Consider the following 25,411-nt stretch of genomic DNA (forward strand, 5'->3'; position numbering starts at 1 on the left):
CACTTGATCCACCTCCCAACCCCGTCTATACGCCGCGCGTGGCCGCAAAATCGGCTGCGTAAACCTTATCAGAAATGCCGTGGTCGGCCGCTCCCGTCGCTGGGGGCCGCATCCGGCAAGGAGAAGCGACATGAAACTGAACGAACTCCGGGACAACCCCGGTGCAACAAAGAAGCGCAAGCGCGTTGGCCGTGGTCCGGGTTCCGGAACTGGTAAAACCGCAGGACGTGGCATCAAAGGTCAAAAATCGCGTTCGGGCGTGGCTATCAATGGCTACGAAGGCGGCCAGATGCCGCTCTACCAGCGTTTGCCAAAGCGCGGCTTTTCCAAACCGAACCGCAAGGCATATTCTGTTGTGAACCTTGGTCTGATCCAAAAATTCATCGACGAAAAGAAGATCGACGCCAAGAAGGACATCACCGAAGAGGCCCTGATCGAAAGCGGTCTTATCCGCCGTAGAAAAGACGGTATCCGCGTTCTCGCCAAGGGTGAGTTCACCACTAAAGCGACGATTGCAGTCACCGGTGCGTCCAAGGCCGCGGTTGCTATGGTTGAAAAAGCGGGCGGATCACTGACAATCACATCCGCGTCGGCGGCTGAGTAACGACTTGTGAGCGGCGCCCGCGCCGCTTACATATCCCACAGGTTTTCCAGCGCCGCCGACCGGGAACCGGTTTGGCGGCGCTTTTATTGAAGAGAGACACGTATGGCATCCGCAGCAGAGCAAATGGCAGCCAACGTCAGCTGGTCAACGCTTGGAAAAGCGACCGAGTTGAGGCAACGCCTGCTTTTCACCATCGGCCTTCTGATCGTTTATCGTGTCGGGACATACATCCCGGTCCCGGGTATCGACGGGCAGGCGCTTCGTGACTTCATGGAACAAGCCGCAGGCGGGATCGCTGGCGTTTTGGGCATGTTTACGGGCGGCGCGCTTAGCCGGATGGGTATTTTTGCTCTGGGCATTATGCCGTATATTTCGGCGTCGATTATCGTTCAGCTTTTGTCCTCGATGTGGGCTCCGCTTCAGCAATTGAAGAAGGAAGGCGAGAGCGGCCGGCGCAAGATTACGCAATATACGCGCTATGGCACGGTCTTTCTGGCCACAGTGCAGGCTTATGGCCTGGCGGTTTCGATGCAGGCCGGCGGGCTTGTGACAAGCCCGGGTTGGTTCTTTATCTCGTCGACGATCATCACGCTGGTTGGCGGTACGATGTTCCTGATGTGGCTGGGTGAGCAGATCACCGCGCGCGGCGTTGGCAACGGTATTTCGCTGATCATTTATGTGGGCATCATCGCCGAATTGCCTGGTGCGTTGGCGCAGTTCTTTGCGCAGGGACGCTCGGGGGCGATCTCGTCGGCTGTGATCCTTGGTGTTATTGTGATGCTTGTGGCGACGCTTGTCTTCGTGGTTTTCATGGAGCGCAGTCTGCGAAAAATTCACATTCAGTATCCGCGACGCCAGGTTGGCATGAAGGTCTATGACGGTGGGTCATCGCACCTGCCGATCAAGGTCAACCCCGCAGGCGTTATTCCGGCTATCTTTGCATCGTCGCTTTTGCTGTTGCCGACCACATTGTCGACCTTCTCAGGCGGCAACGCGGGGCCTGTGATGAGCTGGATACTTGCTTACTTTGGCCCCGGACAGCCGCTGTACCTGTTGTTCTTCGGTGGCATGATCATGTTCTTCACTTACTTTTACACCTTCAACGTGGCCTTCAAGCCCGAGGACGTGGCCGAGAACCTGAAAAACCAGAACGGCTTTATTCCGGGCATCCGTCCGGGTAAAAAAACCGAGGAATACCTTGAATACGTTGTGAATCGGATCCTTGTGATGGGCGCCGGTTATCTGGCTCTTGTTTGTTTGATGCCCGAGATTATCCGCACGAACCTGGCCATTACGGCCTATTTTGGCGGAACCTCGATCCTGATTATTGTGTCTGTGGGTATGGACTTTATTCAACAGGTCCAGTCTCATCTTCTAGCCCATCAATACGAAGGGCTTATTGAGAAGTCTCAGCTGCGCGGCAAAAAGCGCGGTGGGAAGACACGGGGGACAACTAAGAGATGAACATAATCCTGCTCGGGCCACCGGGTGCTGGCAAAGGCACCCAAGCCCGCAAGCTGGTTGACGGCCGGAACATGATCCAGCTGTCAACGGGCGATATGCTGCGCGATGCGCGGTCTTCGGGAACGGCTATGGGCCAGAAAGTGGCCGCGATCATGGATGCGGGCGAGCTTGTTACCGACGAGATTGTCATCGGTCTGATCGAGGAAAAGCTTGAAGGCGACCACGGTGGCGGTTTCATCTTTGATGGCTTCCCCCGGACCTTGGAGCAGGCTGACGCGTTGAACCACATCCTCGCAAAGCACGATGCGTCGCTGTCGCACGTTGTTGCAATGGAAGTGAACGACAAGGCGCTGGTACAACGCATCACGGCGCGTTCGACCTGCGGCAATTGCGGTGAAGTCTACAACGATATTACAAAGCCCATTCCCGCGGATGAGAAATGCGTGAACTGCGGCGGCTCTGACTTTAAGCGCCGCGCGGATGACAACGAAGAGTCGCTGCGCACACGATTGATGGAATACTACAAAAAGACATCACCGTTGATCGGCTACTATCACGCAAAGGGCCAGTTGGTCTGGGTTCCGGGATTGGGCGAGATTGATGATGTCGCGGCGGGGATTGCGGACGTTTTGGACGGCTAGCGACGATGTCGCTGGGCGCACCACACTCTTTGCTCGTGTGCCAGCCTGCGTTGTTGTCAGTCTATTAACCGAGGCGGGGGTTTGTAGAAGAGCTTTACGCTCTGCACTCCGATCAATTTGCTTTTCGTCAAAGTCCTGGCTGGTAGCCATTCGAAGAAAGCGATGGGATAGTATATTCTCTTGAAGACTGGCGTCCGATCGCGCGGCTTGGCGATTTCCCAAAAAAGTCATTTCAACGACTGAAACTGGTGGCGGCGCGGGCATGATACGGATCGACATATCCAGAATAGACGATCGCGCGCAAATGTCTGTGTCTGGGTATGCGAATAGAATGCTCGGAGCAATTCCCTGTCTTGTTTCAAGGGTCGTGTGGTCCGACATGATCGGGCTTCCTGAGAGCGAGCGCCGCGAATTGATGGACAGTTGTTTGGCCGCATAGCAAGTCTGTTTCATGTCTTTTGGATCAGCCTTTGTGCGATGGCTAGAATGGGGCCGAACGCCCTTGACCCCAAGCCCGCAACGCCCTAGATACCGCCATCTCGTAAGAGAATCGGTTAACCACGCAGGGGTCGCTCCCCGCTGGAAAACCACCCCGATCGTATCGCAAGCCCGCGGCCGCAACGCCTCGGGCTTACGTTGTGAAAAAAGGGCCCGGTATTACGGGCTCGCAACGAAAAGGAAGACCAAACGTGGCACGTATTGCCGGCGTAAACATCCCGACTGCAAAGCGGGTTCCAATCGCCCTTACCTATATCACCGGAATTGGCCCTTCGTCCGCGAGGTCAATCTGTGAAGCCGTTAAAATCGACGGGACACGTCGCGTAAATGAACTTTCGGACGCCGAAGTACTGGCCATCCGCGAGCACATCGACGCGAACTTCACCGTCGAAGGCGATCTGCGCCGTGAAACGCAGATGAACGTCAAGCGCCTGATGGACCTTGGTTGTTACCGTGGCCTTCGCCACCGTCGTAGCTTGCCGGTTCGCGGTCAGCGTACTCACACAAATGCTCGAACCCGCAAAGGCCCCGCAAAGGCCATTGCTGGCAAGAAGAAATAAGGGAGGGTTTGACCAATGGCACGTGAACGTCGCGTCAAGAAGAAGGTCTCCAAGAACATCGCCACCGGCGTTGCTCATGTGAACTCGTCCTTCAACAACACCAAGATCCTGATCTCGGACGTGCAAGGCAATGCGATTGCTTGGTCGTCGGCAGGCACCTGTGGCTTTAAAGGCTCGCGGAAATCGACACCTTATGCCGCTCAGATGGCTGCCGAAGATGTGGGCAAGAAGGCACAGGAACACGGCGTTCGCACGCTGGAAGTCGAAGTGCAGGGCCCCGGTTCGGGTCGTGAGTCGGCGCTTCGTGCGCTTGCTGCTGTCGGTTTCAACATCACGTCGATCCGTGATGTGACGCCGATCGCCCACAACGGCTGCCGCCCACCAAAGCGCCGCCGCGTTTAAGGCATACTGAATACCTGTCGGGTCGCGGCTTTCCGAGGCCCGGCGTCGTCATTTTGACCCTCGGGGCGTCTGCTGTCTTGGACATGGGCCGCGGACCGGAATTGAGGAGACCCACATGATCCATAAGAACTGGCAAGAATTGATTAAGCCGATGCAGCTTGAGGTGAAGCCGGGCAATGACCCTGCGCGCATTGCGACTGTTATTGCAGAACCGCTTGAGCGTGGCTTCGGCCTGACGCTTGGCAACGCACTACGCCGCGTGTTGATGTCGTCGCTTCAGGGCGCGGCCATCACTAGCGTTCAGATCGATAACGTTCTGCACGAGTTTTCAAGCGTTGCTGGTGTGCGTGAAGACGTCACCGACATCGTATTGAACCTTAAAGGCGTCGCGATCCGCATGGAAGTCGAAGGCCCAAAGCGTCTTTCTATTTCTGCAAAGGGTGCACAGGTTGTCACTGCTGGTGACATCACTGAAACCGCCGGTATCGAGATCCTGAATAAGGATCATGTGATCTGCCACCTTGATGACGGCGCTGATCTGTTCATCGAACTGACGGTAAACATCGGTAAAGGCTATGTCGCTGCAGACAAGAACCGCCCGGAAGATGCGCCAATTGGCCTGATCCCGATCGATGCGATTTATTCGCCGGTTAAGCGGGTCTCGTATGACGTTCAGCCGACGCGTGAAGGTCAGGTTCTGGATTACGACAAGCTGACGCTGAAGCTTGAAACAGATGGTTCCGTGACGCCTGACGATGCCGTGGCTTATGCTGCGCGCATTCTTCAGGATCAGCTGTCGATCTTCGTGAACTTCGACGAGCCAGAATCGGCCCGTACCGAAAGCGACGACGACGGCCTTGAGTTCAACCCGCTCCTTCTCAAGAAGGTCGACGAGTTGGAACTGTCGGTCCGTTCGGCAAACTGCCTGAAGAACGACAATATCGTCTACATCGGCGATCTCATCCAGAAGACCGAAGCAGAAATGCTGCGTACGCCGAACTTTGGCCGCAAGTCGCTGAATGAGATCAAAGAAGTGCTGTCCGGAATGGGTCTGCACCTTGGCATGGATGTCGAGGAATGGCCGCCGGAGAACATTGAAGATCTGGCCAAGAAATTCGAAGACCAGTTCTAAGAAAAAGCCAAGGCCGCGAACGCCTGTAGCGACGTAGTACCGATGTATTACCGACGTGACACAGGTGCGCGGCCTTGGCCCTGACGACCGGGCATTCGCCCCAAGGAGAGTCAGTGACACGCATCGCTGGCCAGACAAAGCATAACAGCCCGTAGAGGGCACATATTGGAGTAAGACACATGCGTCACGCACGAGGTTACCGCCGCCTGAATCGTACCCATGAGCACCGCAAGGCCCTTTTTGCGAACATGGCTGGCTCACTTATTGAACACGAACAGATCAAAACGACTTTGCCAAAGGCAAAGGAACTGCAGCGGATCATCGACAAGCTGATCACGCTCGGAAAACGTGGCGATCTCCACGCCCGCCGTCAGGCTGGGTCCCAACTGAAGCAGGACGCGTATGTCGCGAAACTGTTTGATGTACTTGGCCCACGCTACGCCGAGCGCCAGGGCGGTTATGCCCGCGTGCTGAAAGCGGGCTTCCGGTATGGTGACATGGCGCCAATGGCGATCATCGAGCTTGTAGACCGCGACGTAGACGCCAAAGGCGCGGGCGATCGCGCGCGTCTTGCAGAAGAAGACGCCGCAGAAGGTTAAAAACAGATACGGATATGTCGTGAAGGGCTGCCAGTGGCGGCCCTTTTTTATGTCAGTTGACGCAACGTCGCTTTGCACTGCTGTTTGAGAGTGTTTCTAGACCTGTGCTAAGCGAATTACCGGTTCGTAACTCACTGAAAGTAAGGAAGTGTTCCTGGTCCTGTTTGATGGCCTTGGGAACTGCGGACATCAGGTCAGTCCATAAAGATAGTTTGGTCATCGCCGTTACTTCGATGAATGGTGATGCTAGATTTACAATCTAGGGTTGACCGATCTGCGAAGACTCTGTCTAAATTGACAAGCCTGATACGGCCTCGCTTTGAGACACTTGTAAGGTGGGCATTGACCATCAGACGGCGCAGGGGTGCGGGTGAAAAAGTAGCGGTGACTGTCTATATGCGGCGCGATAACGACTCTTACGAAACCCTGCAAAAGGTACCGGTCACGACTGGCGCCCGACGTCCGGGTCTTGAAGATGGATTTGAGGCGCTGGGACGGATATCGCCGAAAGGCTTTTCTGCAGGACTCCACATCCGATTTGCGTCGCCGGTGCTCTATATGCGGACGTACGATGAAGCGTGGACTAAAGTATATGACGAGAATGCGTATGCCTTGCGTGATCCGCTTGTTTTCTGGGGGCTGGGTGGCAAGGGTTCTACGCGTTGGAGCGCGATCCGACTTCCGGATCCCTTCAATATTCTCGGCCAGGCCCGCGAACACGGGTTAATCTATGGGGCTGTGGTGTCGCACGGGCCGATTACGTCGCGTACGATCGTTGGCATTGCCAGAGACGATCGGGAGTTTACCGACGAAGAAATCGCTGACATCGTAAAAATCGTAGAAGATTTGCACAGTGCTGCTGCACCCCCGACGGAGTTAACGCGCGCACAGAAAGAAGCGCTGCGTTTGTTAGCTGATGGGGACCGGCATACTGCCGCGGCAACAAAACTCGGGATTTCTGAGAGTGCATTCAAGGCCAGACTTCAATCGGTACGCGTCCGGTTGGGGGCACGTACGATGGCTCAGGCACTTAAGAAGGCTCGGGAATACCAACTGCTCTAAGTGGAACTCGTTTCCTATCAGGTTTTTTTTACCAACCCTGACTGGAGGCACTTCCAATGCAAGTCACTACTCTCTCTTTCGACAATATGCATAACCACGGCGAGCTTTTCGCGAACATGCTTCGCGCGCGTCATAAGACTTTCATCGAGCACAAGAACTGGGATCTGCCGCAAGCCGACGGCATGGAATATGACCAGTATGACACGCCTGCTAGCCGCTGGGTGGCGGTGCACGAGCTTGGTGAGGTTCTTGCAGGGGTGCGTCTGACGCCGACCACGGCACGATGTGGCATCTATTCTTATATGATACGGGATGCGCAGAACGGCCTTCTGGACAGTCTGCCAAAGGACCTGCTGTTCGAGGAAGCCCCGGTTGCGACTCACATCTGGGAATCAAGTCGTGTGTTTGTATCCGAAGCCGTGCCGGCAAAGCTGCGGCTTCGGGTTCAGTGCGCGCTGATTGACGAGATGGTGCGGTCTGCGCGGACTTTCGGGGCCACGTCCTTGGTTGGCATCGTCCCAGAGCACGCGCCGCGCCTGGCCCGTCGTACCGGAATTGACTGCCAGCCTGCGGGCCGTGTGATCGAAACGGACGATGGCGATCGGAGCGTGTGTATCAACATTGCGCTGGCATCGAAGCTGCACTAGGTAAATTGGCCTTTTCGCTGGCGCGGTGGGGGCGTAGCCTTCACCCGTATGGCAGACTTGTTTGATACCTCTTCCTCCAAGACGGAGGACAGCTCCCTGCGGCCAATGGCCGACCGGCTTAGGCCTGCGGTGCTGTCCGATGTCATTGGTCAGGATCATTTGCTCGGCTCCGAAGGGCCGCTGGGCGCTATGCTTGCGTCCGGGCAGTTGTCTTCGCTGATCCTTTGGGGCCCTCCGGGTGTCGGGAAAACAACCATTGCGCGGCTTCTGGCGGACGCGACGGATATGAGTTTTATCCAGATCAGCGCGATCTTTACTGGCGTGGCCGATCTAAAAAAGGTCTTTGAGGCCGCAAGGATCCGGAGTGGAAACGGGCAGGGGACGTTGTTGTTCGTGGACGAGATCCACCGTTTCAACAAAGCGCAGCAAGACGGGTTTTTGCCTTACATGGAGGACGGAACGATTCTTCTTGTCGGGGCGACGACTGAAAACCCGTCCTTTGAGTTGAACGCAGCCCTCTTAAGCCGGTCGCAAGTACTGGTGCTTGAGCGGTTGACCTTGGCATCGCTCGAATTGTTGGCACAGCGAGCAGAGCGGGAGGGGGTGCGCAAGCTTCCTCTGGATGGTCTGGCGCGCGACGCGCTTCTTGAGATGGCGGATGGCGACGGACGCGCTTTGTTGAATTTAATCGAACAGGTTTTGTCGTGGCCTGACACCGGCACGTTGGGGACGGAGGCCCTTACCAAGCGTCTGATGCGACGGGCCGCCCAATACGACAAGTCAGGGGATGCCCATTACAATCTGATCTCGGCCTTGCACAAATCGGTACGCGGGTCCGACCCTGATGCTGCACTTTACTGGTTCGCCCGCATGCTAGAGGGCGGCGAGGACCCGCGGTATCTGGCGCGTCGCATCACGCGAATGGCAGTCGAGGACATCGGACTTGCTGAACCGCAGGCGCAAGCGATCTGCATTGAGGCGTGGGAAACGTATGAGCGACTTGGCTCGCCCGAGGGTGAGCTGGCGCTGGCGCAGGCGGTGACGTATCTGGCGCTCGCTCCGAAATCGAACGCTTTATATACCGCCTACAAGGCGGCGCGGGCTGCGGCGAAGCAAACGGGTTCGGAACCACCGCCAAAGCACATCCTGAATGCGCCAACGTCGATGATGAAGGATCAGGGCTATGGGGCCGGCTATGCCTATGATCATGACGCCGAGGACGGGTTCTCTGGACAGAACTACTTCCCCGAAAACATGAAGCGGGGAGTGTATTATCAACCCGTCGAGCGCGGATTTGAGCGGGAGCTGAAACGGCGGTTGGATTACTTCGTGAAACTGAGGTCAAAACGCAGCGAGAGTTGACAATGCGCGGCCCAAGGGCGACAGCACGCGCCATGTTGGGACATTTTCTATCTGTCGGCTTGGGCGGCGCTTTAGGCGCCATGACCCGCTATGGGGTGGGGCTTGCTATTGTGCGGGCTGTTGGTCATGGCTTTCCGGTCGCTATCTTGACGGTGAATGTCGTTGGCTCATTCTTAATGGGCGTGTTCGTCGTCGTCGCTGCGCAGCGCGGGCTAACGTGGATGTCGCCCCTGGTGATGACAGGCTTCCTTGGCGGCTTTACGACGTTCTCGGCGTTCTCGCTGGAGGCGGTAGCGCTTTATGAACGCGGTGAAATAGGGCAGGCGGCGCTTTATGTCGGTTTGTCGGTGGTTCTGTCGATTGGCGGACTAATTGTCGGCCTTTGGGTCGCGCGGAGTTTGATAACATGAGTGCTGTTCAGACACTAACAGTTGCAATTGACGATGCGGACCAACGGCTTGATCGCTGGTTCCGGCGGCTGTTTCCGCATGTGCAACAGGGCCGGATTGAAAAGTTGTGCCGCAAGGGCGAGATCCGTGTCGATGGGGGCCGGGTTAAGGCTTCTACACGGCTTGAAGCTGGACAGACGGTCCGTATACCTCCTTTGCCCGATACCGCCGCGCCGGTCATTGTGCGCTCGAGCGTTTCGGATGCTGACGCTGAAATGATTCAGGATTGCGTGATCTGGCGCGACGAGCATCTGATTGCGATTAACAAACCGCCGGGACTGCCAAGTCAGGGCGGCAGCAAACAGACGCGGCATGTCGATGGCATGGGGGACGCGCTTCGCTTCGGGTCTGATGAAAAGCCACGGCTGGTCCACAGGTTGGATAAAGACACGTCCGGGATTTTGCTGTTGGCGCGGACGCGTATGGCCGCATCGGCGCTGTCGGAGGCGTTCCGGTCGCATGAAACGCGCAAGATTTATTGGGCAGCCGTCGCGGGCGTGCCTCATCCGTTGATGGGCACCGTGCGCTACGGTTTGGTCAAGGCGCCGGGGCATGGGTCTGGGGGCGAGGGCGAGAAGATGCGGTGTATCCACCCGCGTGAAATCGAAAACACGCCGGGTGCAAAACGGGCAACGACGGATTACTCGGTACTGGCGTCTTTAGCCAAGCGCGTGAGCTGGATGGCGTTGGTACCGATCACCGGGCGGACGCATCAGCTTCGCGCGCATATGGCCGAGCTTGGACATCCAATCATTGGGGATGGAAAGTATGGCGGGTCCGCGCAAGAGAATTTGGGCGATGGCTGGGGAGCACAATTGGGCGGAGAAATCAGTCGAAAGCTTCATCTGCACGCCCGTTACCTAAATCTTAAGCATCCAATAACGGGAAAACAGTTGGCTTTGACCGCCCCGCTGTCCGAGCATATTGCGCGCACCTGGGAGATGTTGGATTGGCGCGCCGAAGATGTTCCGGTTGATCCGTTTGACGAGGATGAGCTTTGAGTGACTGGGCGCTAAAACGGTTTTGGGAGGTCGTCGAAGTCGTCCCAGCTGACAACGGCTTCACCGTAACGCTTGACGGGCGCAACGTTCGGACCCCTGGCAAAGCGTTGTTGGTGGTTCCGACTGAAGAGATGGCCGGCAAGATAGCGACGGAATGGGAGGCGCAACAAGATCGCGTAGACCCGAGGGTTATGCCTTGGACGCGGTCTGCAAACTCGGCCATCGACAAGCTTTCCGTTCAGCGTTCCGAGGTTGAAAATCACTTGATTGGCTATGCTGGTACAGATCTAGTTTGCTACCGGGCCGATGGGCCTGTTGGATTGGTCGAGCGGCAGATCGCTGCCTGGGACCCGATTCTTGATTGGGCAGAGAAGCGCTACGGCCTGCGCCTTCTGGTGACCCCCGGTGTGATGCCGGTGTCTCAGGATGCCGGATCCCTTGCGGTATTAAGTAACGTCATGTCGTCGATGAACAATTTCGCGATTACGGGCTTTCATGATCTTGTAACCCTTTCGGGGTCGTATGTTATTGCCCTGTCGGTGGTCGAAAATGCTCACAATCCCCATGCCGCGTGGAATCTTTCACGCATAGATGAGGACTGGCAGATCGAGCAATGGGGCCGCGACGAGGAAGCTGATACACAGGCGGAAACCAAGCGTGAGGCCTTCCTTCACGCGGCACGTTTCTTCACTAGTGCCTGAAAAATGAGCAGTGGGCTGCGTTAAGGCTATGATTTCAAAAATCCTTATGAAGGAAGTGGGGTGGCTTAGAAAAGCGGCACCTGCCCTTGACGTGAGTACCTGAATCCTCGCAGACTGCGCGGCACTGGATCGTAGCTTGCTGCGATCCAGCTTTGTGTGAGGCTTGGGAGAGTCTGTACGACCGCTCATTTACGGAAAATCAGGAAGAGGTAAAAATGAACAAGACTATATTTTTTGGCGCCTTGGCGACCGCTGCTTTGGCAGCGGGTGTCGCTGGCGCTTCGACTTTGGACGAAGTTAAAGCACGTGGCAAATTGAACTGCGGCGTGACAACGGGCGTTCCGGGCTTCGCTGAGCCGGATGCAAACGGGGTATGGCAAGGCTTCGACGTGGCTGTGTGCCGCGCGGTTGCTGCAGCTGTTCTGGGTGACCCGACCGCTGTCGAGTTCGTTCCAACAACTGGCAAGACCCGCTTTACAGCGCTTGCTTCGGGCGAGATCGACCTGCTTGCGCGTAACACGACCTGGACTTTCAGCCGTGACGTTGACCTTAAATTCGAATTTACCGGTGTTAACTACTATGACGGCCAGGGCTTCATTGTAAATCGTAATCTGGGTGTTTCGTCGGCCAAAGAACTCGACGGTGCAACCATTTGTATTCAGACCGGCACCACGACCGAGCTGAACCTTGCGGACTTTTTCCGCGGTAACGGCATCTCTTACGAGCCAGTGCCAGTTGAAACCGGTGCAGAAGCCGCCCAGCAGTACACTGCAGGCGCTTGCGACGCTTACACCACGGACGCTTCGGCTTTGGCCGCACAACGTGCAAACTTCGAAGATCCAACGGCACATTCGATTCTGCCTGAGATCATCTCGAAAGAGCCGCTTGGCCCACTTGTTCGCCACGGTGACAGCGAATGGGCTGATATTGCTCGTTGGACGCTGAACGCACTGATCGCTGCGGAAGAGCTTGGTGTGACGTCTGTCAACCTTGCTGAGCTGGCTGCTGGTACCGACAATCCGGAAATCAACCGCTTGTTGGGCAGCGAAGGTGACCTTGGCGGGATGCTGGGTCTAGACAGTGACTGGGCAGTGCGTGCCATCGGCGTTGCTGGCAACTACGGTGAAATCTTTGCAAAGACCATCGGTGAGGCCACTCCAATCGGTCTGGCTCGCGGTTTGAACGCACAGTGGACCAACGGCGGACTTCTTTACTCGCCACCGTTCCGTTAACAACAATAGAAGGGGCGCGATTTAATTCGCGCCCTTTTGCCTTCTGGTCTACTGGTAAGGCCAGACATTGGACCGCGCATGCACCAACAAGAGTGCGAAAATAAGCGCCAATTCGACGGGGAACGTCACTCATGACGACACTTGCCGACCGGCCGGTCACGGCCTCGACCGGGTCATTCAAGCTTTCAATGCTTTTGAACGACTCGCGTTATAGATCCCTAACTTTTCAGTTCATCGCACTTATCGCCATCATCGCCTTTATGGCGTTCGTCGGCGGAAATCTGGTGCGGAACTTGACGGCTGCCGGCCTTAATATCTCCTACGCCTTTTTGGGCGAGCCTTCTGGATACGATATTAACCAGCGTCTTATCGACTATGACAGCCAGTCCAGTCACGGGCGTGCAGCTGTTGTTGGTCTTCTTAATACCCTGCTCGTCGCGTTCCTCGCTTGCATCACCGCCACTATCTTTGGCGTGGTCGCGGGCGTGCTGCGATTGTCGAACAACTGGATCGTCAGCAAGATCATGGCGGTCTACGTCGAGATCTTCCGCAATGTGCCAGTGCTTATCTGGATCCTGATTATCTTCTCGATCATGATCAATGTGGCACCGTCACCGCGCGATTTCAGAGGCGACGACGCCACCGCGTCAATGATGTTTTTTGACACGATCGCTGTGACAAACCGGGGTGTCTACCTGCCCAAGCCGATTTGGGGCGACGGGTCGATGATCGTCGTTGCGGTCTTGCTTGCCTCGATTGTCGGGATTTTCGCGTATCGGCGCTATTCGCGAAAACAGCTTTTCGACCACGGCAAGATGGTTCCGGTTTTGTGGCCGTCGATCGCCTTGTTCTTTGTTCCGGTCATCCTGGTTCAACTGATCCTCGGAAATCCGATCACGCTGTCGTATCCTGAACTTAAGGGATTCAACTTCCGTGGTGGCATCACGATCCTTGGCTCGCTCATCGCGCTTTGGTTCGCTCTGGCGATCTATACCGGGGCCTTTATTGCGGAAAACGTCCGCGCGGGCATCCTTGCGATCTCGAAGGGTCAGACAGAAGCCGCGGGCGCGCTTGGGCTTCGGCCGAACCAGATCATGAGCCTTGTGGTTCTTCCACAGGCGCTCCGGGTCATCATTCCGCCGTTGATTTCGCAATACTTGAACATCACCAAGAACTCGTCGCTTGCGATTGCCGTGGGGTATATGGATGTCACCGGTACGCTTGGAGGGATCACCCTTTTGCAGACGGGTCGCGCGATTGAAACCATCTTATTGCTGATGTTGTTCTATCTCACTGTGTCGCTGTTGATCTCGTTCTTCATGAACATCTTCAACAACCGCATGAAGCTTCAGGAGCGTTGATATGAGTGACACACCTGCTCAAAACGTCGCCTTTGTGCGGACGTCAGAAATTCCACCCTCGCCGCCGCCAACGCGCGAGACGGGAGCGATAAAATGGATCCGTGAGAATCTGTTCTCGGGGTGGTTCAATACCATTCTGACACTGATTGCGCTTTATTTTGTTATTAGCATCGTTTCTGGCGCCGCACCGTGGTTCTACAATGGTGTGTGGGAGGCAGACTCGATCCGTGAATGCCGAGACATCCTGGCAGGCAAGACAGGCGCTTGTTTTGCAGTTCTTGTGGATCGCTGGGACCATTTGGTTTTTGGGTTCAAATATCCGCAAGATGCATACTGGCGTCCGCTCGTTGCATTCTTGTTGCTACTTGTGGCGGCAGCACCTGCGTTGTTTGGCAAGATATTTCCCCGGAAGATGCTGATCTTGACGGCGATCTATCCATTCCTTGCGTATTGGCTGATCTGGGGCGGCACACTTTGGCTTCCCGTCTTGGTCGCTGGATCGATTGTTGCCACGGGCCTTGTGTTTCGTTTGGTTGAGGGCATGGCCGTCAACATGCGTCAGATACTTGCGGGAGTTGTTGGTCTTTTGTTCGGTCTTGGGCTTGCTTGGCTATTGTTCAAAGGGGCGGCCGAGCTGGTCTTTATTGCAAGCAATATTGGTGGCTCCGGTCTAAGTGTCATTCCCTATGCCGTGTTCTGGGCCGCGGGTATTTTCACCTATGTCTGTGTTATCCCAATGGGCATCTTCGTGGGCTATGCGATTTACCAAAGTGCCGAAGACGGTGGGTTGGTAACAATCGTGACGGCGCTGTTCGCGATCTATATCATGCTTGCCTATCTGCTTGGTCCGGTATCCGGCGCTTTTAATAGCATTATTCCACTGGAGCTTCAGGCCGTGCCTTCGCGGGACATGGGTGGGTTCATGCTGTGTATGATCCTTGGAACGGTCTGTGTGACGCTCTCTGTGCCTCTGGGCATTGTGCTGGCGCTTGGGCGGCAGTCGCATATGCCGCTGATTAAGGGCGTCTGCGTGGTCTTCATCGAATTCGTCCGGGGCGTGCCGCTTATCACGCTTTTGTTTGTGGCGAATGTGATGCTGGCCTATTTCTTGCCTCCGGAAACGAGCTTCGATTTGATCCTGCGTGTGATCATCATGATCACGATGTTCTCTTCGGCCTATATTGCTGAGGTGATCCGGGGCGGGCTTGCGGCTTTGCCGAAGGGTCAATACGAGGCGGCCAACAGTCTGGGCCTGAACTATGTGCAGGCCACGCGCCTGATCATCCTGCCTCAGGCGTTGAAGATCTCGATCCCGGGTATCGTCAACGTGGCGGTGGGTTTGTTCAAGGACACGACGCTTGTGTCGGTCATTTCGATGTTCGATATCGTCGGCATGATCCGTGGTCCGATCCAGCAATCGACTGATTGGATCAGCATCTACTGGGAAGTCTACGGCTTTGCAGCGCTGCTGTTCTTCGTCGTTTGCTATTCCATCTCGCAATATTCGCAGTGGCTTGAACGCCAGCTGCAAACAGATCACCGGTAAGGAGCGCGAACATGGCTGAAGCCGCAAAATTGCAAGTTTCGGATGAAGTGGCAATCACCATCCATAACATGAACAAGTGGTATGGTACGTTCCACGTGCTGCGTGACATTGATCTGACGGTCCAGCGGGGCGAGCGGATTGTTATCTGTGGCCCGTCTGGTTCCGGCAAGTCGACGCTGATCCGGTGCATTAACGCATTGGAAGAGCATCAGGCGGGGTCGATCGAGGTTGATGGCACGCTTTTGTCATCGGACCTTAAAAACATCGACAAGATCCGCTCAGAAGTAGGGATGTGCTTTCAGCACTTCAACCTGTTCCCGCACCTTACGATCCTTGAGAATCTGACGCTGGCCCCGATCTGGGTGCGTAAAACGCCCAAGAAAGAAGCCGAAGAAGTGGCGATGCACTACCTTGAGAAGGTGAAAATCCCTGATCAGGCTGATAAGTACCCCGGTCAGTTGTCGGGTGGTCAGCAGCAGCGAGTGGCGATTGCCCGCTCGCTCTGTATGAAGCCGCGTATCATGCTGTTTGACGAACCGACGTCGGCGCTTGACCCTGAAATGATCAAGGAAGTGCTTGATACGATGATCGAGCTTGCCGAAGAAGGTATGACGATGCTGTGTGTGACGCACGAGATGGGCTTTGCCCGTCAGGTTGCGAACCGGGTTATCTTTATGGATGAGGGTCAGATCGTTGAACAAAACGAGCCGGAAGCGTTCTTCCTTACTCCGAAGTCGGATCGTACCAAACTGTTCCTGAGCCAAATTCTCGGACACTGATTGCGCACCGGCGTTCCACTGATCGGAGAGACTGGACCTTTTGTGTCCGGTCTCTCTCGTTTCAGTCGATCAAATCCCTAGGGACAATCACGTCTTCTACCGTGCCAGTCGCCCACTCAATCGCGCTCCAGTCTGTGGCCTCAAATCGTATGATGGACGTCGCGCCGGTTGGATAGTCGTTGAAGCGGGGATGGGGCGGCGGTTTGGCGACTATTCGTCTGGCGAAGTCTGCGATGCCGGGATTGTGGCAGACGATCATGCATGTCGGGGCTGTTTGTGTGCGCAAGACACCTAAAATCGTCTGCGCGCTTGCAAGATAGAGCGCTGGATTGCTTTCCATCGTCGCGGTTTCGGGGAAATGGTGGGCCATTCGGCTCCAGGTTTCGACTGTGCGACGGGCCCCGGAAACGAGCACAAGATCTGGCAGGTATCCATGTGCCGTCAACCATGCGCCAATCACATCCGCCGAGCGGCGTCCGCGTTCATTCAGGGTACGATCGAAGTCGTCAAGCTTGGGGTCGCCCCAGCTTGATTTCGCATGACGTGTCAGGATCAGGGTCAGCGGCATGGGTGGAACTGGTCCATATGAAAAGCGTTTTGTGCTTCTATCCTGTGATACTTTTGGCTTTGAGGGCAAGTGCTGCGTACCTGGCAGCCAGTTTCCATGCAGTGTTGCCCCGGCGACGTGTCCAAATAGCTGTGGCAAGCGGTTAAGCCGTAGCCCTGCACCGTGAGTGCCTGTGCGGGGCAGGCAGAAAGGCATGGCTTCACGATGCAGGTATGGCATGGGCAGGCCGACGGTGCGGGGAGGTCAAGCAATTCAGGCACGAGGATTGCGCCGCGAAAAGAGACCCAGAGACCTGCGGTGTCATGGACAAGCAGATGAACCGGGGAGGACCACGCGCGACCCGATCGGACGGCCCAGGATAGAAAGGGCTGAACCGGGTCGCCGAACGGGAAGCGAGGCTCTGCGCCTAAATCCATTGCGGCCTTCGTGATGACGCGTTTTGACCAGCGGTCCAGCGGATCGTTCGCCCTATCGAGGTATTCGGGTGATCGGTTGAAATATGGCCAAAACCCCGGTTCCTGGGGTCCTAGAAGAACGACCGTTTTCGCATCGAGTTTGTCTGCTTTTGTGGTGTGAAAGGCGCCGAATACGTCGAGGTAATCCACGCCTGCGCGCGCTGCAATCATTGCGAGCGTCATCGCGCCGGGCGAATAAGGCTGCCTGCGCCGTGATCCGTGAATAGTTCGAGCAAACACGCATTTGGCGCACGCCCATCAAGAATGACGACAGCCCGTACGCCGCCTTCGATGGCAGCAAGCGCGGTTTCGGTTTTGGGGATCATACCGCCAGAGATTGTCCCGTCAGCCGTCAGCGCGCGAATTTGCGGCGGCGTTATTTCGGTGAGGACCTGACCATCCCGGTCTTTGACGCCCTCGACGTCGGTCAACAACAGAAGGCGATCCGCAGCGAGACTTGCGGCGATTGCGCCCGCGGCCGTGTCGCCATTGACGTTGAAGGTCTCGCCGTTGCGGCCTGCACCGATGGGCGCAATGACGGGGATATTCTCGGCATCCGTAAGTGTGCGCAGAATAGTGGGGTCCAAATCAGCGGGCGTTCCCACGAAGCCGAGGTCGACATCTGTTTGATCGCAGATCATCAAATTGGAGTCTTTGCCGGACAAGCCAACTGCCCGTCCGCCCTGACTGTTGATCGCTTGCACGATCCGCTTGTTTACAAGACCGGATAAGACCGCTTCGACAACTTCAACGGTTGCTGCGTCGGTCACACGTTTGCCATTCACGAACTCAGACTGAATATTCAGTCGCCCAAGCATTTCGTTGATCATCGGGCCGCCGCCGTGGACCACAATCGGGTTCACGCCGACCTGACGCATGAGGACGATGTCTCGCGCAAAGCCATCCATGGCGTCATCGTCGACCATGGCGTGTCCGCCGAATTTGATGACGATGGTCGCACCTTCATAGCGCTGCAGATATGGCAGCGCTTGACTTAAGGTGCTGGCGGTTGCGATCCAGTCGCGGTTCATATCGCGGGGTCTCATATATGTCCTCTTGCCGCTTGGTTAGAGCTTTGTGGAGGCAGGCTCAAGCCAGCGTGGCAATGATCGCGCGAAGCGTGTCTATCCCGTCGCCCTTTTCAGACGAGGTCAGCACAATCTCAGGGAAAGCTGCCGCGTGTTTTGAAAGTGCGGCGCGGACCTGTTCCAACACTTTTTCGCGGTCGTGAGCTTTGACTTTGTCGGCCTTCGTCAACACGGCTTGGAAGGTCACGGCAGTGGTGTCGAGCTGTGCCAGAATTTCTTCGTCGACCGATTTGACGCCATGGCGCGCATCGATCAGCACGAAAGCGCGGCGCAGGTTTGGGCGGCCCGCGAGATAGGCCTTCAACAGGCGCTGCCATTTCTCGACGACTTTGACGGGTGCGTTTGCGAATCCATACCCTGGCAAGTCGACCAGATAGCGTTCTTCACCGAGGGTGAAGAAGTTGATCTCCTGGGTGCGGCCGGGCGTGTTGGAGGCGCGTGCAAGGCCTCTTCGCCCCGTTAGAGAATTGATCAAGCTGGATTTTCCAACATTCGAGCGCCCCGCAAAACAGACTTCAAGCCGATCCGCCGGTGGCAAGCCATCCATTGCGACGACGCCTTTGAGAAAATTGGTTTCTCCGGCAAAGAGCCTTCGTCCCATTTCCAGTTCGGAGGGCTCAAAGGCTGCGAGGGGAAATTGCATTTTCATCATAGAACCTCGACGGGCGCTTTAAGGGCGACGTGGCCATTCTCGACAACTGCGGCGTAGACACCGAACTCCTGGTGACCAAGGTCATTCAAAGTCCCAAGCACATCCACGTCGCGATGACCGGTGTCCGGGTTTGCCATAGTTGCCTTGCAGCGTGTGATCTGCTGTTTGACTTCAAGGACGGCGTCTCCGACCCGAATGCGCTTGCCTATCCATTTGGCTTCATCCCAGGCAGCAAGCCCGTCAATCCAAATATTTCCACGGAACCTATGTGGAGACAAGTCGGTGCCGGCACGGTGAGATAGTGCCTTCAGAGACGCTGTGGAATTGATCGAAATCCAAGGGTCCGGCACATCCGTCAGGTGCGCGTTGGAGGCCCTGTAAATGTGGGTCGGTGACGGAAGGTCGATGGGCCAAAGATCATAGAGCCACTCCAAAAGCGCGGCTTCGCCTTCAGAGGTGTCCGGGCTGATAGTGATTTGATCCAGCGCAGGATGTGACACCGTCAAAGACTTGGTTGTGGTATCGAGTGTTGTCTCGATCGCCATCAAAGACGGGGCGGCGACTCCCCTTAGAAAATTGACCTTTTTTGCCCAGCCACCGTCCAGCTTCGAGCGCCTGTGCGCAACGGCCCATTTGCGATCGAAGGGCAGCCATTTGCCAGCGCTTAATTCTACTTCTGCGAGTGATTCCCGGCCGATAGATTTCAGCGGGTGGCGCAAGATCTGGTTGACGGTGGGCGTCATTTTTTTGACTTCGGGCCCGGCTTCTTGGACGGCGCGCTGTCTTTTTTAGGGGCGTCTGGCTTGTCGGTCGCCTTTGGCCCCGAGCGAATGTTGCCCCAAATGTCTGGCTTATAGCCGTGCATACGCATGATGGTGTACTGCTGCACGAACGTGATGGTGTTGTTCGCGATCCAGTAGACGACAAGGCCACTGGCGAAACTGCCAAGCATGAACATGAAAACCCAAGGCATCCAGGCAAAGATCATTGCCTGTGTTGCGTCCGTCGGGGCGGGGTTGAGCTTTTGCTGGAGGAACATTGAAATGCCCAGCAAGAGCGGCAAGATGCCGATGAAGATCAGGGCCAGAATACTTCCGGCATCCGGTGCCGCGAAGGGCAGCAGGCCGAATGCGTTGAAGAATGAAGTCGGATCGGGAGCGCTCAGATCTTGGAATGGCCCGAAGAAAGGCGCGTGCCGAAGTTCAATGGTGACGAAGATCACCTTGTACAGCGAGAAGAAGATCGGGATTTGGAGAAGAATGGGCAGACAGCCGGACGCCGGATTTACCTTTTCCTTTTTGTAGAGACCCATCATCTCGGTCTGAAGCTTTTGGCGGTCATCGCCTGTGCGCTCTTTGATTTTCTCCATCTCTGGCTGGAGCTCTTTCATCTTCGCCATGGAGATGTAGGACTTCCGCGCCAGCGGGAACAGAATCCCTTTTATGAGGAGGGTCAGGGCAATAATAGATAGGCCCATGTTTCCGATGACCAAGTTCAGTTCATGGAGAATGAAGAAGATTGGCTTTGTCAGGAATTGAAACAAACCCCAGTCGATTGATTCGACAAAACCGTCGATGCCGGTTTGATCAGAAAACCCGAAAAAGTACGACACGGAATCGCGGAGGCCAATGACGTTGCGACCCGCCTCGTAATTGCGGATGGTGTCCCATTCCTTTGCGCCAGCAAAGACGCGCGTCGTCGTTTCGCGCGAGGTTCCCGCAGCGACGTCGATCGTGGGATATACGGTCAAAGCCTGGTAGACGTCCGAACCGGCGACGTATTGTATGCGGGACGTGTGAGGCGTATTTTCCTCTGGGATCAGCGCGGTCATCCAAAAGTGGTCTGTGAACCCGACATAGCCACTTTCTGTGATCTGGGCTTCGGAGGTCTCGCCGAGGATGTCGTCGTAGTCGATCTCGCTTAGGACGCCATCAACCATCTGGATCGCGCCTTCGTGCAGGATGAAGAAGCCCATAAGGTCTTGGGGCTCGCCATGGCGGGCTACAATCCCGTATGGTGCCACTCGAATTGCGTTCTCTGTCGGGTTTTCGACGGCTTGCGCCACCGTGAACATGAACTTTTCATCAATCGAAATTGTGCGGCGGAAGATAAGGCCAGCGGGGCTGTCCCAGCGCAAAACGATTGGGGTGTTTGCGGTCAGTTTTGTGCCACTTTCAGCAGACCATATGGTGTCCGGGCCTGGAACGTCATCCCCGCTGAGGCTGCCTCCCGGCGCCCACCCAAACACGGTGTAATAGGGTTGTTCGGTACCGATTGGCGCGAGCAACTCGACCTTATCCGTCCCGCTGAGTTCTTCTTCGTAATCGTTCAGGAAAAGCGTGTCGATACGACCACCAGCCAATGAGATGGACCCGGTGAGGCTTTCGGTTTCGATGTCGAGGCGCGGCGCGTTTGCCGTTGTGGTTTGTATCGCGTCCGGTGCCGCTGCTCCGCCGTCGGCACTCGTCGGTGCGCCCGTTGCAGACTCGGCTTCGGGAAGGACAACCACACCGTTTTGCGTAACCGCATTCGGTTCAACCGCGTCCGGGGGCGGAAATAGAATAAACCAGGCGAAGAGTACGGCTGTACTCAACACCATAGCCAGCAGAAGGTTCCTGTTCTGGTCGTCCATTGAGTGCCACCTGGGGTTTTGGATTGGAGGTGGTTCAACCGTCCGGCGGCCCAAAGGTCAAGCGTTTTCGGTCACGAAAGCGTGCAGTTGCTGTCTTCTTGTGAGGATCAATTGGGCTGAGGCTGGGATTGTGGCGCATCGTGAGCAACTATGAACCCACGGTTTTGGCGGATGGAAGTGGCACAGGGGGCTGTCAAGGCAGACCCAGACGACAATCCCCCATCCATGCCACACTATAATCACGCGGCAGGAGACGGGCAAGATTGAAGCCCTGAATATGGGCGCAACCGAATTGGGCGAGGAGCGTATGCTCCTCGGGAGTTCCAACACCTGCTGCAAGGGGTTCAATGCCTAATTGCTCGGACATCGCAAGCAAGGCCGAGACCAGAGTGCGGTGATCTGCATCCGCGTCGACACGGGAAATGAGCTGTCGGTCGATTTTCAGGCGCGACACCGAGAATTTCCGAATATTCAGGATGCTTGTGTAACTGGCCCCGAAATCGTCGTGGTCACTCAGGCATCCCATTGCCGCCGTCGCCCGAAGGTTGCGGGAAATGATGTCCTCTTGCGACTTGGCGATACCGTTTTCCAAGACCACGATCGGTAGACCATCTGGCATGAGACCAAAGCGATCAAGTTCCCATTGCAAAACCCGGGAAGGCGAGGGTTGTGGAGTTCATCGGTTGAGGAATTGACGGATACCGAAGGGATGTTAAAATCGGCATGGCACCCATGTGCGGAGGGGGCTCAACGCGTGGCTCGGTACGACTTCTGCAATGCGTTGCGACAGTCCAAGTTGCTCAATCAACCCTAAAAGTGACGCAGGAGAGATAAGACCAGGCGTCGGGTGGTCTCTGCGTGCTAGCGCCTCAAGACCAGTGATCTCGCCGGTATGAGTTGAGACCTTTGGTTGATAGCACGCAACTATCTGCCCGTTTCGAGGGGTGATGTGACCTGGTCAGCGAGTTCATTATCGCTTCGTGGAGCCTTGCCATAGGCTGATTTGTAAGTCCAAACCGCCCCCGGACCATCATCATGCGCTCCAGAATAATAGTTTGCGCGCCCGGAAACTGTTCGCTTTTATGTCAACTGATCGCACAACATGCTCCGGGCCGGCCAAGGCAGAGGTTTGTAGAGCACCCCAGAATATATTACTTGTGAATGCCGGGTGGGGGTTTTCGGGACTTCGGGAAAGCGCGCCTGCATCCGGTTCGCGACCTGCTGCGTAAAAGAACGAAGGAGTCTAGAATGCGCACTCTCATCATTGTTTTATCTTTCGTCGCACTGGCGGCTTGCACGGGCAAGCCTGGGGGCGGGGACGTCGTTCTTAGTGACAGGAAACTTGATCTGGAAACCTTCTTTGTCGGCACAAGCGTCGCGCGCGGTCAGTTTCAGGATGTGTTTGGAACTGTCCGTCGCAGATTTGATGTAACGATCACCGGCACGTATGACGGAGAGACGCTGAAACTTGTAGAAGACTTTGTCTATGAGGATGGCGCGACCGAACGGCGGGTCTGGACGCTTGAGAAGACAGGCGAAGACCGCTGGCAGGGAACGGCTCCGGGTGTCGAGGGGGTCGCCACCGGCATCGAACGGGGCGATACGTTCAACTGGCGGTACACCATTGATTTGCCAGTGCCATCGGCTGACGGATCGGTCGAAACAATCAAAGTGACATTTGACGACTGGATGTGGCTTTTGTCCGATGATCGTCTGTTGAACCGCGCTTATGTGAAGCGTTTTGGCGTCGACATCGGTGATGTGATCATCATCTTCGAAAAAGACACGTGATCAGATCAGCTGGCGGATTTTTAGCCGTGTGATGCGGTTGTCCTGTCGATCAAGGATTTCAAATCGGAACCCATGAAACGAAAAAGTCTGCCCCTTGGACGGGATGGATTGCGCCTCGTGGATCACAAGGCCCGCGATAGTATTGGCTTCCTCGTCGGGCAGGCTCCAGTCTGTTGCGCGGTTCAGGTCGCGGATGGTCATGGCGCCGTCGACGATGACGTCTCCGGCATCTGTGCGGCGCAGTGGCGAGTCCTCGCCGATGTCGAATTCATCGGTAATCTCGCCGACGATCTCCTCCAGGATGTCTTCCAGAGTGATCAGGCCTTCCAACGCCCCGTATTCGTCAACAACCAAAGCAAAGTGTGTCGACCGCCGCAGGAACTGCCGCATTTGCTCATCAAGTGTTGTCGTTTCAGGTACGAAGTAGGGCTTCATAGCAACGTCGAGGATGTCAAAGCCCTCAAAGGGGCCTTCTACATCGGACTGTTCAGCGCGACGGACAAACATCGCGCGCAGGAGATCCTTTGAGTGGATGACGCCAACGATATTTTCTTTTTGGCCGCGGAAAACGGGCAGGCGGGTGTGAGCCGAGGCAAGACATAGCTCAAGAACCTGAGCGGGCGGCAAATCGGCGTCGATCATTTCGATCTGACTGCGATGCAGCATGATTTCTTCGACTGTGCGGTCCGCGAGATCCAAAGCCCCTAGAATGCGGTCGCGGTCTTCTTTTTCGACGACCCCTTCGGAATGGCCAAGCTGCAAAGCTCCGGCGATTTCTTCGCGCATCGACATGATGCGACTGTCGGGATCAATCCGCACGCAAAACAAAAGCAAGACGCCGCGCACGATAAGCCGCACAAAGTTAACCACTGGTGCAAAAATTGTGACAAGCACCTGAATGGGCGCGGCAACGGCCGATGCCGCGCGTTCGGGGTCTGAAATGGCGTAGGTTTTCGGCAGAACCTCGGCGAAGATCAAAACAAGGGCTGTCATGACAAGCGTTGCAAAGACCACGCCGCTTTCGCCGAAAAGCCGGGTAAAAAGCGCTGTGGCCAGCGATGCGGCCAAGATGTTGACCAGGTTATTTCCCAGAAGAACCGCGCCGATCAGTCGTTCGCTGTCTTCGGTGATGTGCAGCGCGCGTTCGGCCCCTTTTGAGCCTTTCTCGGCCTTCGATTTCAACTTGCCACGGGACGCGGCTGTAAGGGCGGTTTCCGATCCCGAGAAAAATCCCGAAAGGATCAAAAGAGCCAGGATCGAACCGACGGTGATCCAGAAGGCGGCATCAAGCATTTGTGAAGAGGGGTCCATAGGTCATGACAAAGGATAAGTTTGATGTGTTATGGGGGCTGAGGTCCAGTCGTTCAAGGGAACATTCATAGGATATGTGGCAATGAAGGTTCAGGATTTTGGCCGGTTTGATGGTCCTTTGGTCCTTTTTGGGGGCGTTTATTCTAATTTTCAGGCCTTGGAAGCATTGATCAAGGCCATCGGTGATCGCCCGGCGATCTGTACCGGTGATGTGGTTGCGTATTGTGCAGATGCATCGGCTTCGGTTGCCTTGGTGCGCCAGAGCGGCTGGCCTTTGGTTGCCGGGAATTGCGAGCGTCAGATTGCGGATGCGGCAAGCGATTGTGGCTGCGGTTTCGGTCCAGGCAGCACATGTGAGATGCTTTCGCGCGGCTGGTACCCCCATGCGGCGGCCCAGATAGGCCCAAACGACAGGGCATGGATGGCGGCCCTGCCTGATATCGGGATTTTTCAACAAGGCGAACGGCGCTACGCGGTTCTTCATGGTGGTGCGACTGCAAACAACCGTTTTCTTTGGCCCTCAACTGCGGCAGAGGACTTCGAGGACGAGATTAATGCCCTGGAGGCCCTAACCGGGCAGATTGACGGCATCGTTGCGGGGCACTCGGGTATCGCTTTTCAAAGACGGCTTGGAGACTACAGTTGGATCAATGCGGGTGCGGTCGGAATGCCACCGCATGATGGCCGACCTGAGACACGGTTTGCTGTTCTGGATCGGGGGGACGTGACGTTTGAGCGGCTTTCTTACGATGTGCATGCCGCCATAAACGCGATGCAGGGGGCGGGGCTGGTGCAGGGCTATGACGTCGCTTTGCAAATAGGGCTTTGGCCAAGCGAGGACATCCTGCCAGACGAATTGCGACGCTAGGGCGGG

26 protein-coding genes and 1 pseudogene are annotated in these 25,411 nt (G+C 56.1%); 19 read left to right on the plus strand and 8 right to left on the minus strand.

What is annotated here, in order from left to right:
• The first annotated feature begins 130 nt into the window (after window positions 1–130).
• From rplO to AC221Y_RS02975, 17 genes are all read left to right on the plus strand, one after another.
• Window positions 131–604 carry a 50S ribosomal protein L15 gene (gene rplO, locus AC221Y_RS02895; protein ID WP_299757402.1) on the plus strand — a complete coding sequence of 158 codons (474 nt, stop codon included), beginning with the start codon at window positions 131–133 and terminating at the stop codon, window positions 602–604.
• Window positions 605–706: 102 nt separating this feature from the next.
• Complete coding sequence (secY, locus tag AC221Y_RS02900; protein ID WP_486706757.1) at window positions 707–2,068, plus strand: preprotein translocase subunit SecY; 1,362 nt, start codon at window positions 707–709, stop codon at window positions 2,066–2,068.
• Window positions 2,065–2,709, plus strand: coding sequence for an adenylate kinase (locus AC221Y_RS02905; RefSeq protein ID WP_299757405.1), 645 nt, complete (start codon window positions 2,065–2,067; stop codon window positions 2,707–2,709). The genes secY and AC221Y_RS02905 overlap by 4 nt, the downstream gene beginning before the upstream one ends.
• A gap of 689 nt (window positions 2,710–3,398) precedes the next feature.
• Window positions 3,399–3,767 carry a 30S ribosomal protein S13 gene (rpsM, locus tag AC221Y_RS02910; protein ID WP_299757406.1) on the plus strand — a complete coding sequence of 123 codons (369 nt, stop codon included), beginning with the start codon at window positions 3,399–3,401 and terminating at the stop codon, window positions 3,765–3,767.
• Window positions 3,768–3,782: 15 nt separating this feature from the next.
• Complete coding sequence (gene rpsK / locus AC221Y_RS02915) at window positions 3,783–4,169, plus strand: 30S ribosomal protein S11 (protein ID WP_299757407.1); 387 nt, start codon at window positions 3,783–3,785, stop codon at window positions 4,167–4,169.
• 115 nt (window positions 4,170–4,284) lie between these two features.
• Window positions 4,285–5,301: a DNA-directed RNA polymerase subunit alpha gene (locus AC221Y_RS02920; RefSeq protein WP_299757408.1), complete on the plus strand. Its 1,017-nt coding sequence runs from the start codon at window positions 4,285–4,287 to the stop codon at window positions 5,299–5,301.
• Between the two features lie 179 nt (window positions 5,302–5,480).
• Entirely contained in the window at window positions 5,481–5,900 is a 420-nt protein-coding gene (rplQ, locus tag AC221Y_RS02925; RefSeq protein WP_299757409.1) for a 50S ribosomal protein L17, read from the plus strand.
• A gap of 396 nt (window positions 5,901–6,296) precedes the next feature.
• Window positions 6,297–6,962, plus strand: a complete 666-nt coding sequence (locus tag AC221Y_RS02930; RefSeq protein WP_299757410.1) for a helix-turn-helix transcriptional regulator — start codon at window positions 6,297–6,299, stop codon at window positions 6,960–6,962.
• A 56-nt stretch (window positions 6,963–7,018) separates the two neighbouring features.
• The gene (locus tag AC221Y_RS02935; protein ID WP_299757411.1) at window positions 7,019–7,609 is read left to right on the plus strand and encodes an acyl-homoserine-lactone synthase; all 591 of its coding nucleotides are present in this window, start codon (window positions 7,019–7,021) and stop codon (window positions 7,607–7,609) included.
• Between the two features lie 48 nt (window positions 7,610–7,657).
• Complete coding sequence (locus AC221Y_RS02940) at window positions 7,658–8,971, plus strand: replication-associated recombination protein A (RefSeq protein ID WP_299757413.1); 1,314 nt, start codon at window positions 7,658–7,660, stop codon at window positions 8,969–8,971.
• A 32-nt stretch (window positions 8,972–9,003) separates the two neighbouring features.
• On the plus strand, window positions 9,004–9,381 hold the full coding sequence (gene crcB / locus AC221Y_RS02945) for a fluoride efflux transporter CrcB (RefSeq protein WP_299757420.1): 378 nt from the start codon (window positions 9,004–9,006) through the stop codon (window positions 9,379–9,381).
• Window positions 9,378–10,421, plus strand: coding sequence for an RluA family pseudouridine synthase (locus tag AC221Y_RS02950; RefSeq protein ID WP_299757415.1), 1,044 nt, complete (start codon window positions 9,378–9,380; stop codon window positions 10,419–10,421). Before crcB ends, AC221Y_RS02950 begins: the two co-directional genes overlap by 4 nt.
• Window positions 10,418–11,122, plus strand: coding sequence for an ATP12 family chaperone protein (locus tag AC221Y_RS02955; protein ID WP_486706758.1), 705 nt, complete (start codon window positions 10,418–10,420; stop codon window positions 11,120–11,122). Before AC221Y_RS02950 ends, AC221Y_RS02955 begins: the two co-directional genes overlap by 4 nt.
• Window positions 11,123–11,337: 215 nt before the next feature.
• Window positions 11,338–12,354: an amino acid ABC transporter substrate-binding protein gene (locus AC221Y_RS02960; RefSeq protein WP_299754227.1), complete on the plus strand. Its 1,017-nt coding sequence runs from the start codon at window positions 11,338–11,340 to the stop codon at window positions 12,352–12,354.
• Between the two features lie 131 nt (window positions 12,355–12,485).
• Window positions 12,486–13,715: an amino acid ABC transporter permease gene (locus AC221Y_RS02965; protein ID WP_299754225.1), complete on the plus strand. Its 1,230-nt coding sequence runs from the start codon at window positions 12,486–12,488 to the stop codon at window positions 13,713–13,715.
• Window position 13,716: 1 nt separating this feature from the next.
• Window positions 13,717–15,261: an amino acid ABC transporter permease gene (locus AC221Y_RS02970; RefSeq protein ID WP_299754224.1), complete on the plus strand. Its 1,545-nt coding sequence runs from the start codon at window positions 13,717–13,719 to the stop codon at window positions 15,259–15,261.
• Window positions 15,262–15,272: 11 nt separating this feature from the next.
• Complete coding sequence (locus AC221Y_RS02975; protein ID WP_299754222.1) at window positions 15,273–16,040, plus strand: amino acid ABC transporter ATP-binding protein; 768 nt, start codon at window positions 15,273–15,275, stop codon at window positions 16,038–16,040.
• Window positions 16,041–16,101: 61 nt separating this feature from the next.
• Here AC221Y_RS02975 and AC221Y_RS02980 read toward each other — a convergent pair whose 3' ends face one another.
• The 7 genes and pseudogenes from AC221Y_RS02980 to AC221Y_RS03010 all read right to left on the minus strand — a co-directional run bounded on the left by AC221Y_RS02980 (window position 16,102) and on the right by AC221Y_RS03010 (window position 22,384).
• Window positions 16,102–16,608 (minus strand): SixA phosphatase family protein, encoded by a 507-nt coding sequence (locus AC221Y_RS02980; protein ID WP_299754220.1) that lies wholly within the window; start codon window positions 16,606–16,608, stop codon window positions 16,102–16,104.
• A complete protein-coding gene (locus AC221Y_RS02985) occupies window positions 16,599–17,234 on the minus strand; it encodes a ferredoxin (protein WP_486706759.1) in 636 nt (211 codons plus the stop codon). The genes AC221Y_RS02980 and AC221Y_RS02985 overlap by 10 nt, the downstream gene beginning before the upstream one ends.
• A gap of 8 nt (window positions 17,235–17,242) precedes the next feature.
• Window positions 17,243–18,109 (minus strand): acetylglutamate kinase, encoded by an 867-nt coding sequence (gene argB / locus AC221Y_RS02990; protein ID WP_299754217.1) that lies wholly within the window; start codon window positions 18,107–18,109, stop codon window positions 17,243–17,245.
• Between the two features lie 43 nt (window positions 18,110–18,152).
• Complete coding sequence (gene yihA, locus AC221Y_RS02995; RefSeq protein ID WP_486706760.1) at window positions 18,153–18,803, minus strand: ribosome biogenesis GTP-binding protein YihA/YsxC; 651 nt, start codon at window positions 18,801–18,803, stop codon at window positions 18,153–18,155.
• The gene (locus AC221Y_RS03000) at window positions 18,800–19,546 is read right to left on the minus strand and encodes an MOSC domain-containing protein (protein WP_486706761.1); all 747 of its coding nucleotides are present in this window, start codon (window positions 19,544–19,546) and stop codon (window positions 18,800–18,802) included. Before AC221Y_RS03000 ends, yihA begins: the two co-directional genes overlap by 4 nt.
• Window positions 19,543–21,435, minus strand: a complete 1,893-nt coding sequence (yidC, locus tag AC221Y_RS03005) for a membrane protein insertase YidC (protein ID WP_299754211.1) — start codon at window positions 21,433–21,435, stop codon at window positions 19,543–19,545. Before yidC ends, AC221Y_RS03000 begins: the two co-directional genes overlap by 4 nt.
• 193 nt (window positions 21,436–21,628) lie before the next feature.
• Window positions 21,629–22,384 (minus strand): annotated as a pseudogene (locus AC221Y_RS03010) (EAL domain-containing protein).
• 299 nt (window positions 22,385–22,683) lie between these two features.
• Here AC221Y_RS03010 and AC221Y_RS03015 point away from each other — a divergent pair.
• Window positions 22,684–23,226, plus strand: coding sequence for a DUF3833 family protein (locus AC221Y_RS03015; RefSeq protein WP_295451011.1), 543 nt, complete (start codon window positions 22,684–22,686; stop codon window positions 23,224–23,226).
• On the opposite strand, the gene AC221Y_RS03020 is transcribed toward AC221Y_RS03015, so the two are convergent.
• Entirely contained in the window at window positions 23,227–24,537 is a 1,311-nt protein-coding gene (locus tag AC221Y_RS03020) for an HlyC/CorC family transporter (RefSeq protein WP_486706762.1), read from the minus strand.
• An 82-nt stretch (window positions 24,538–24,619) separates the two neighbouring features.
• Here AC221Y_RS03020 and AC221Y_RS03025 point away from each other — a divergent pair, with 82 nt between their 5' ends.
• Window positions 24,620–25,405 (plus strand): metallophosphoesterase family protein, encoded by a 786-nt coding sequence (locus AC221Y_RS03025; protein WP_295451005.1) that lies wholly within the window; start codon window positions 24,620–24,622, stop codon window positions 25,403–25,405.
• Window positions 25,406–25,411: the final 6 nt, after the last annotated feature.

This window comes from Boseongicola sp. (genome assembly GCF_057460485.1).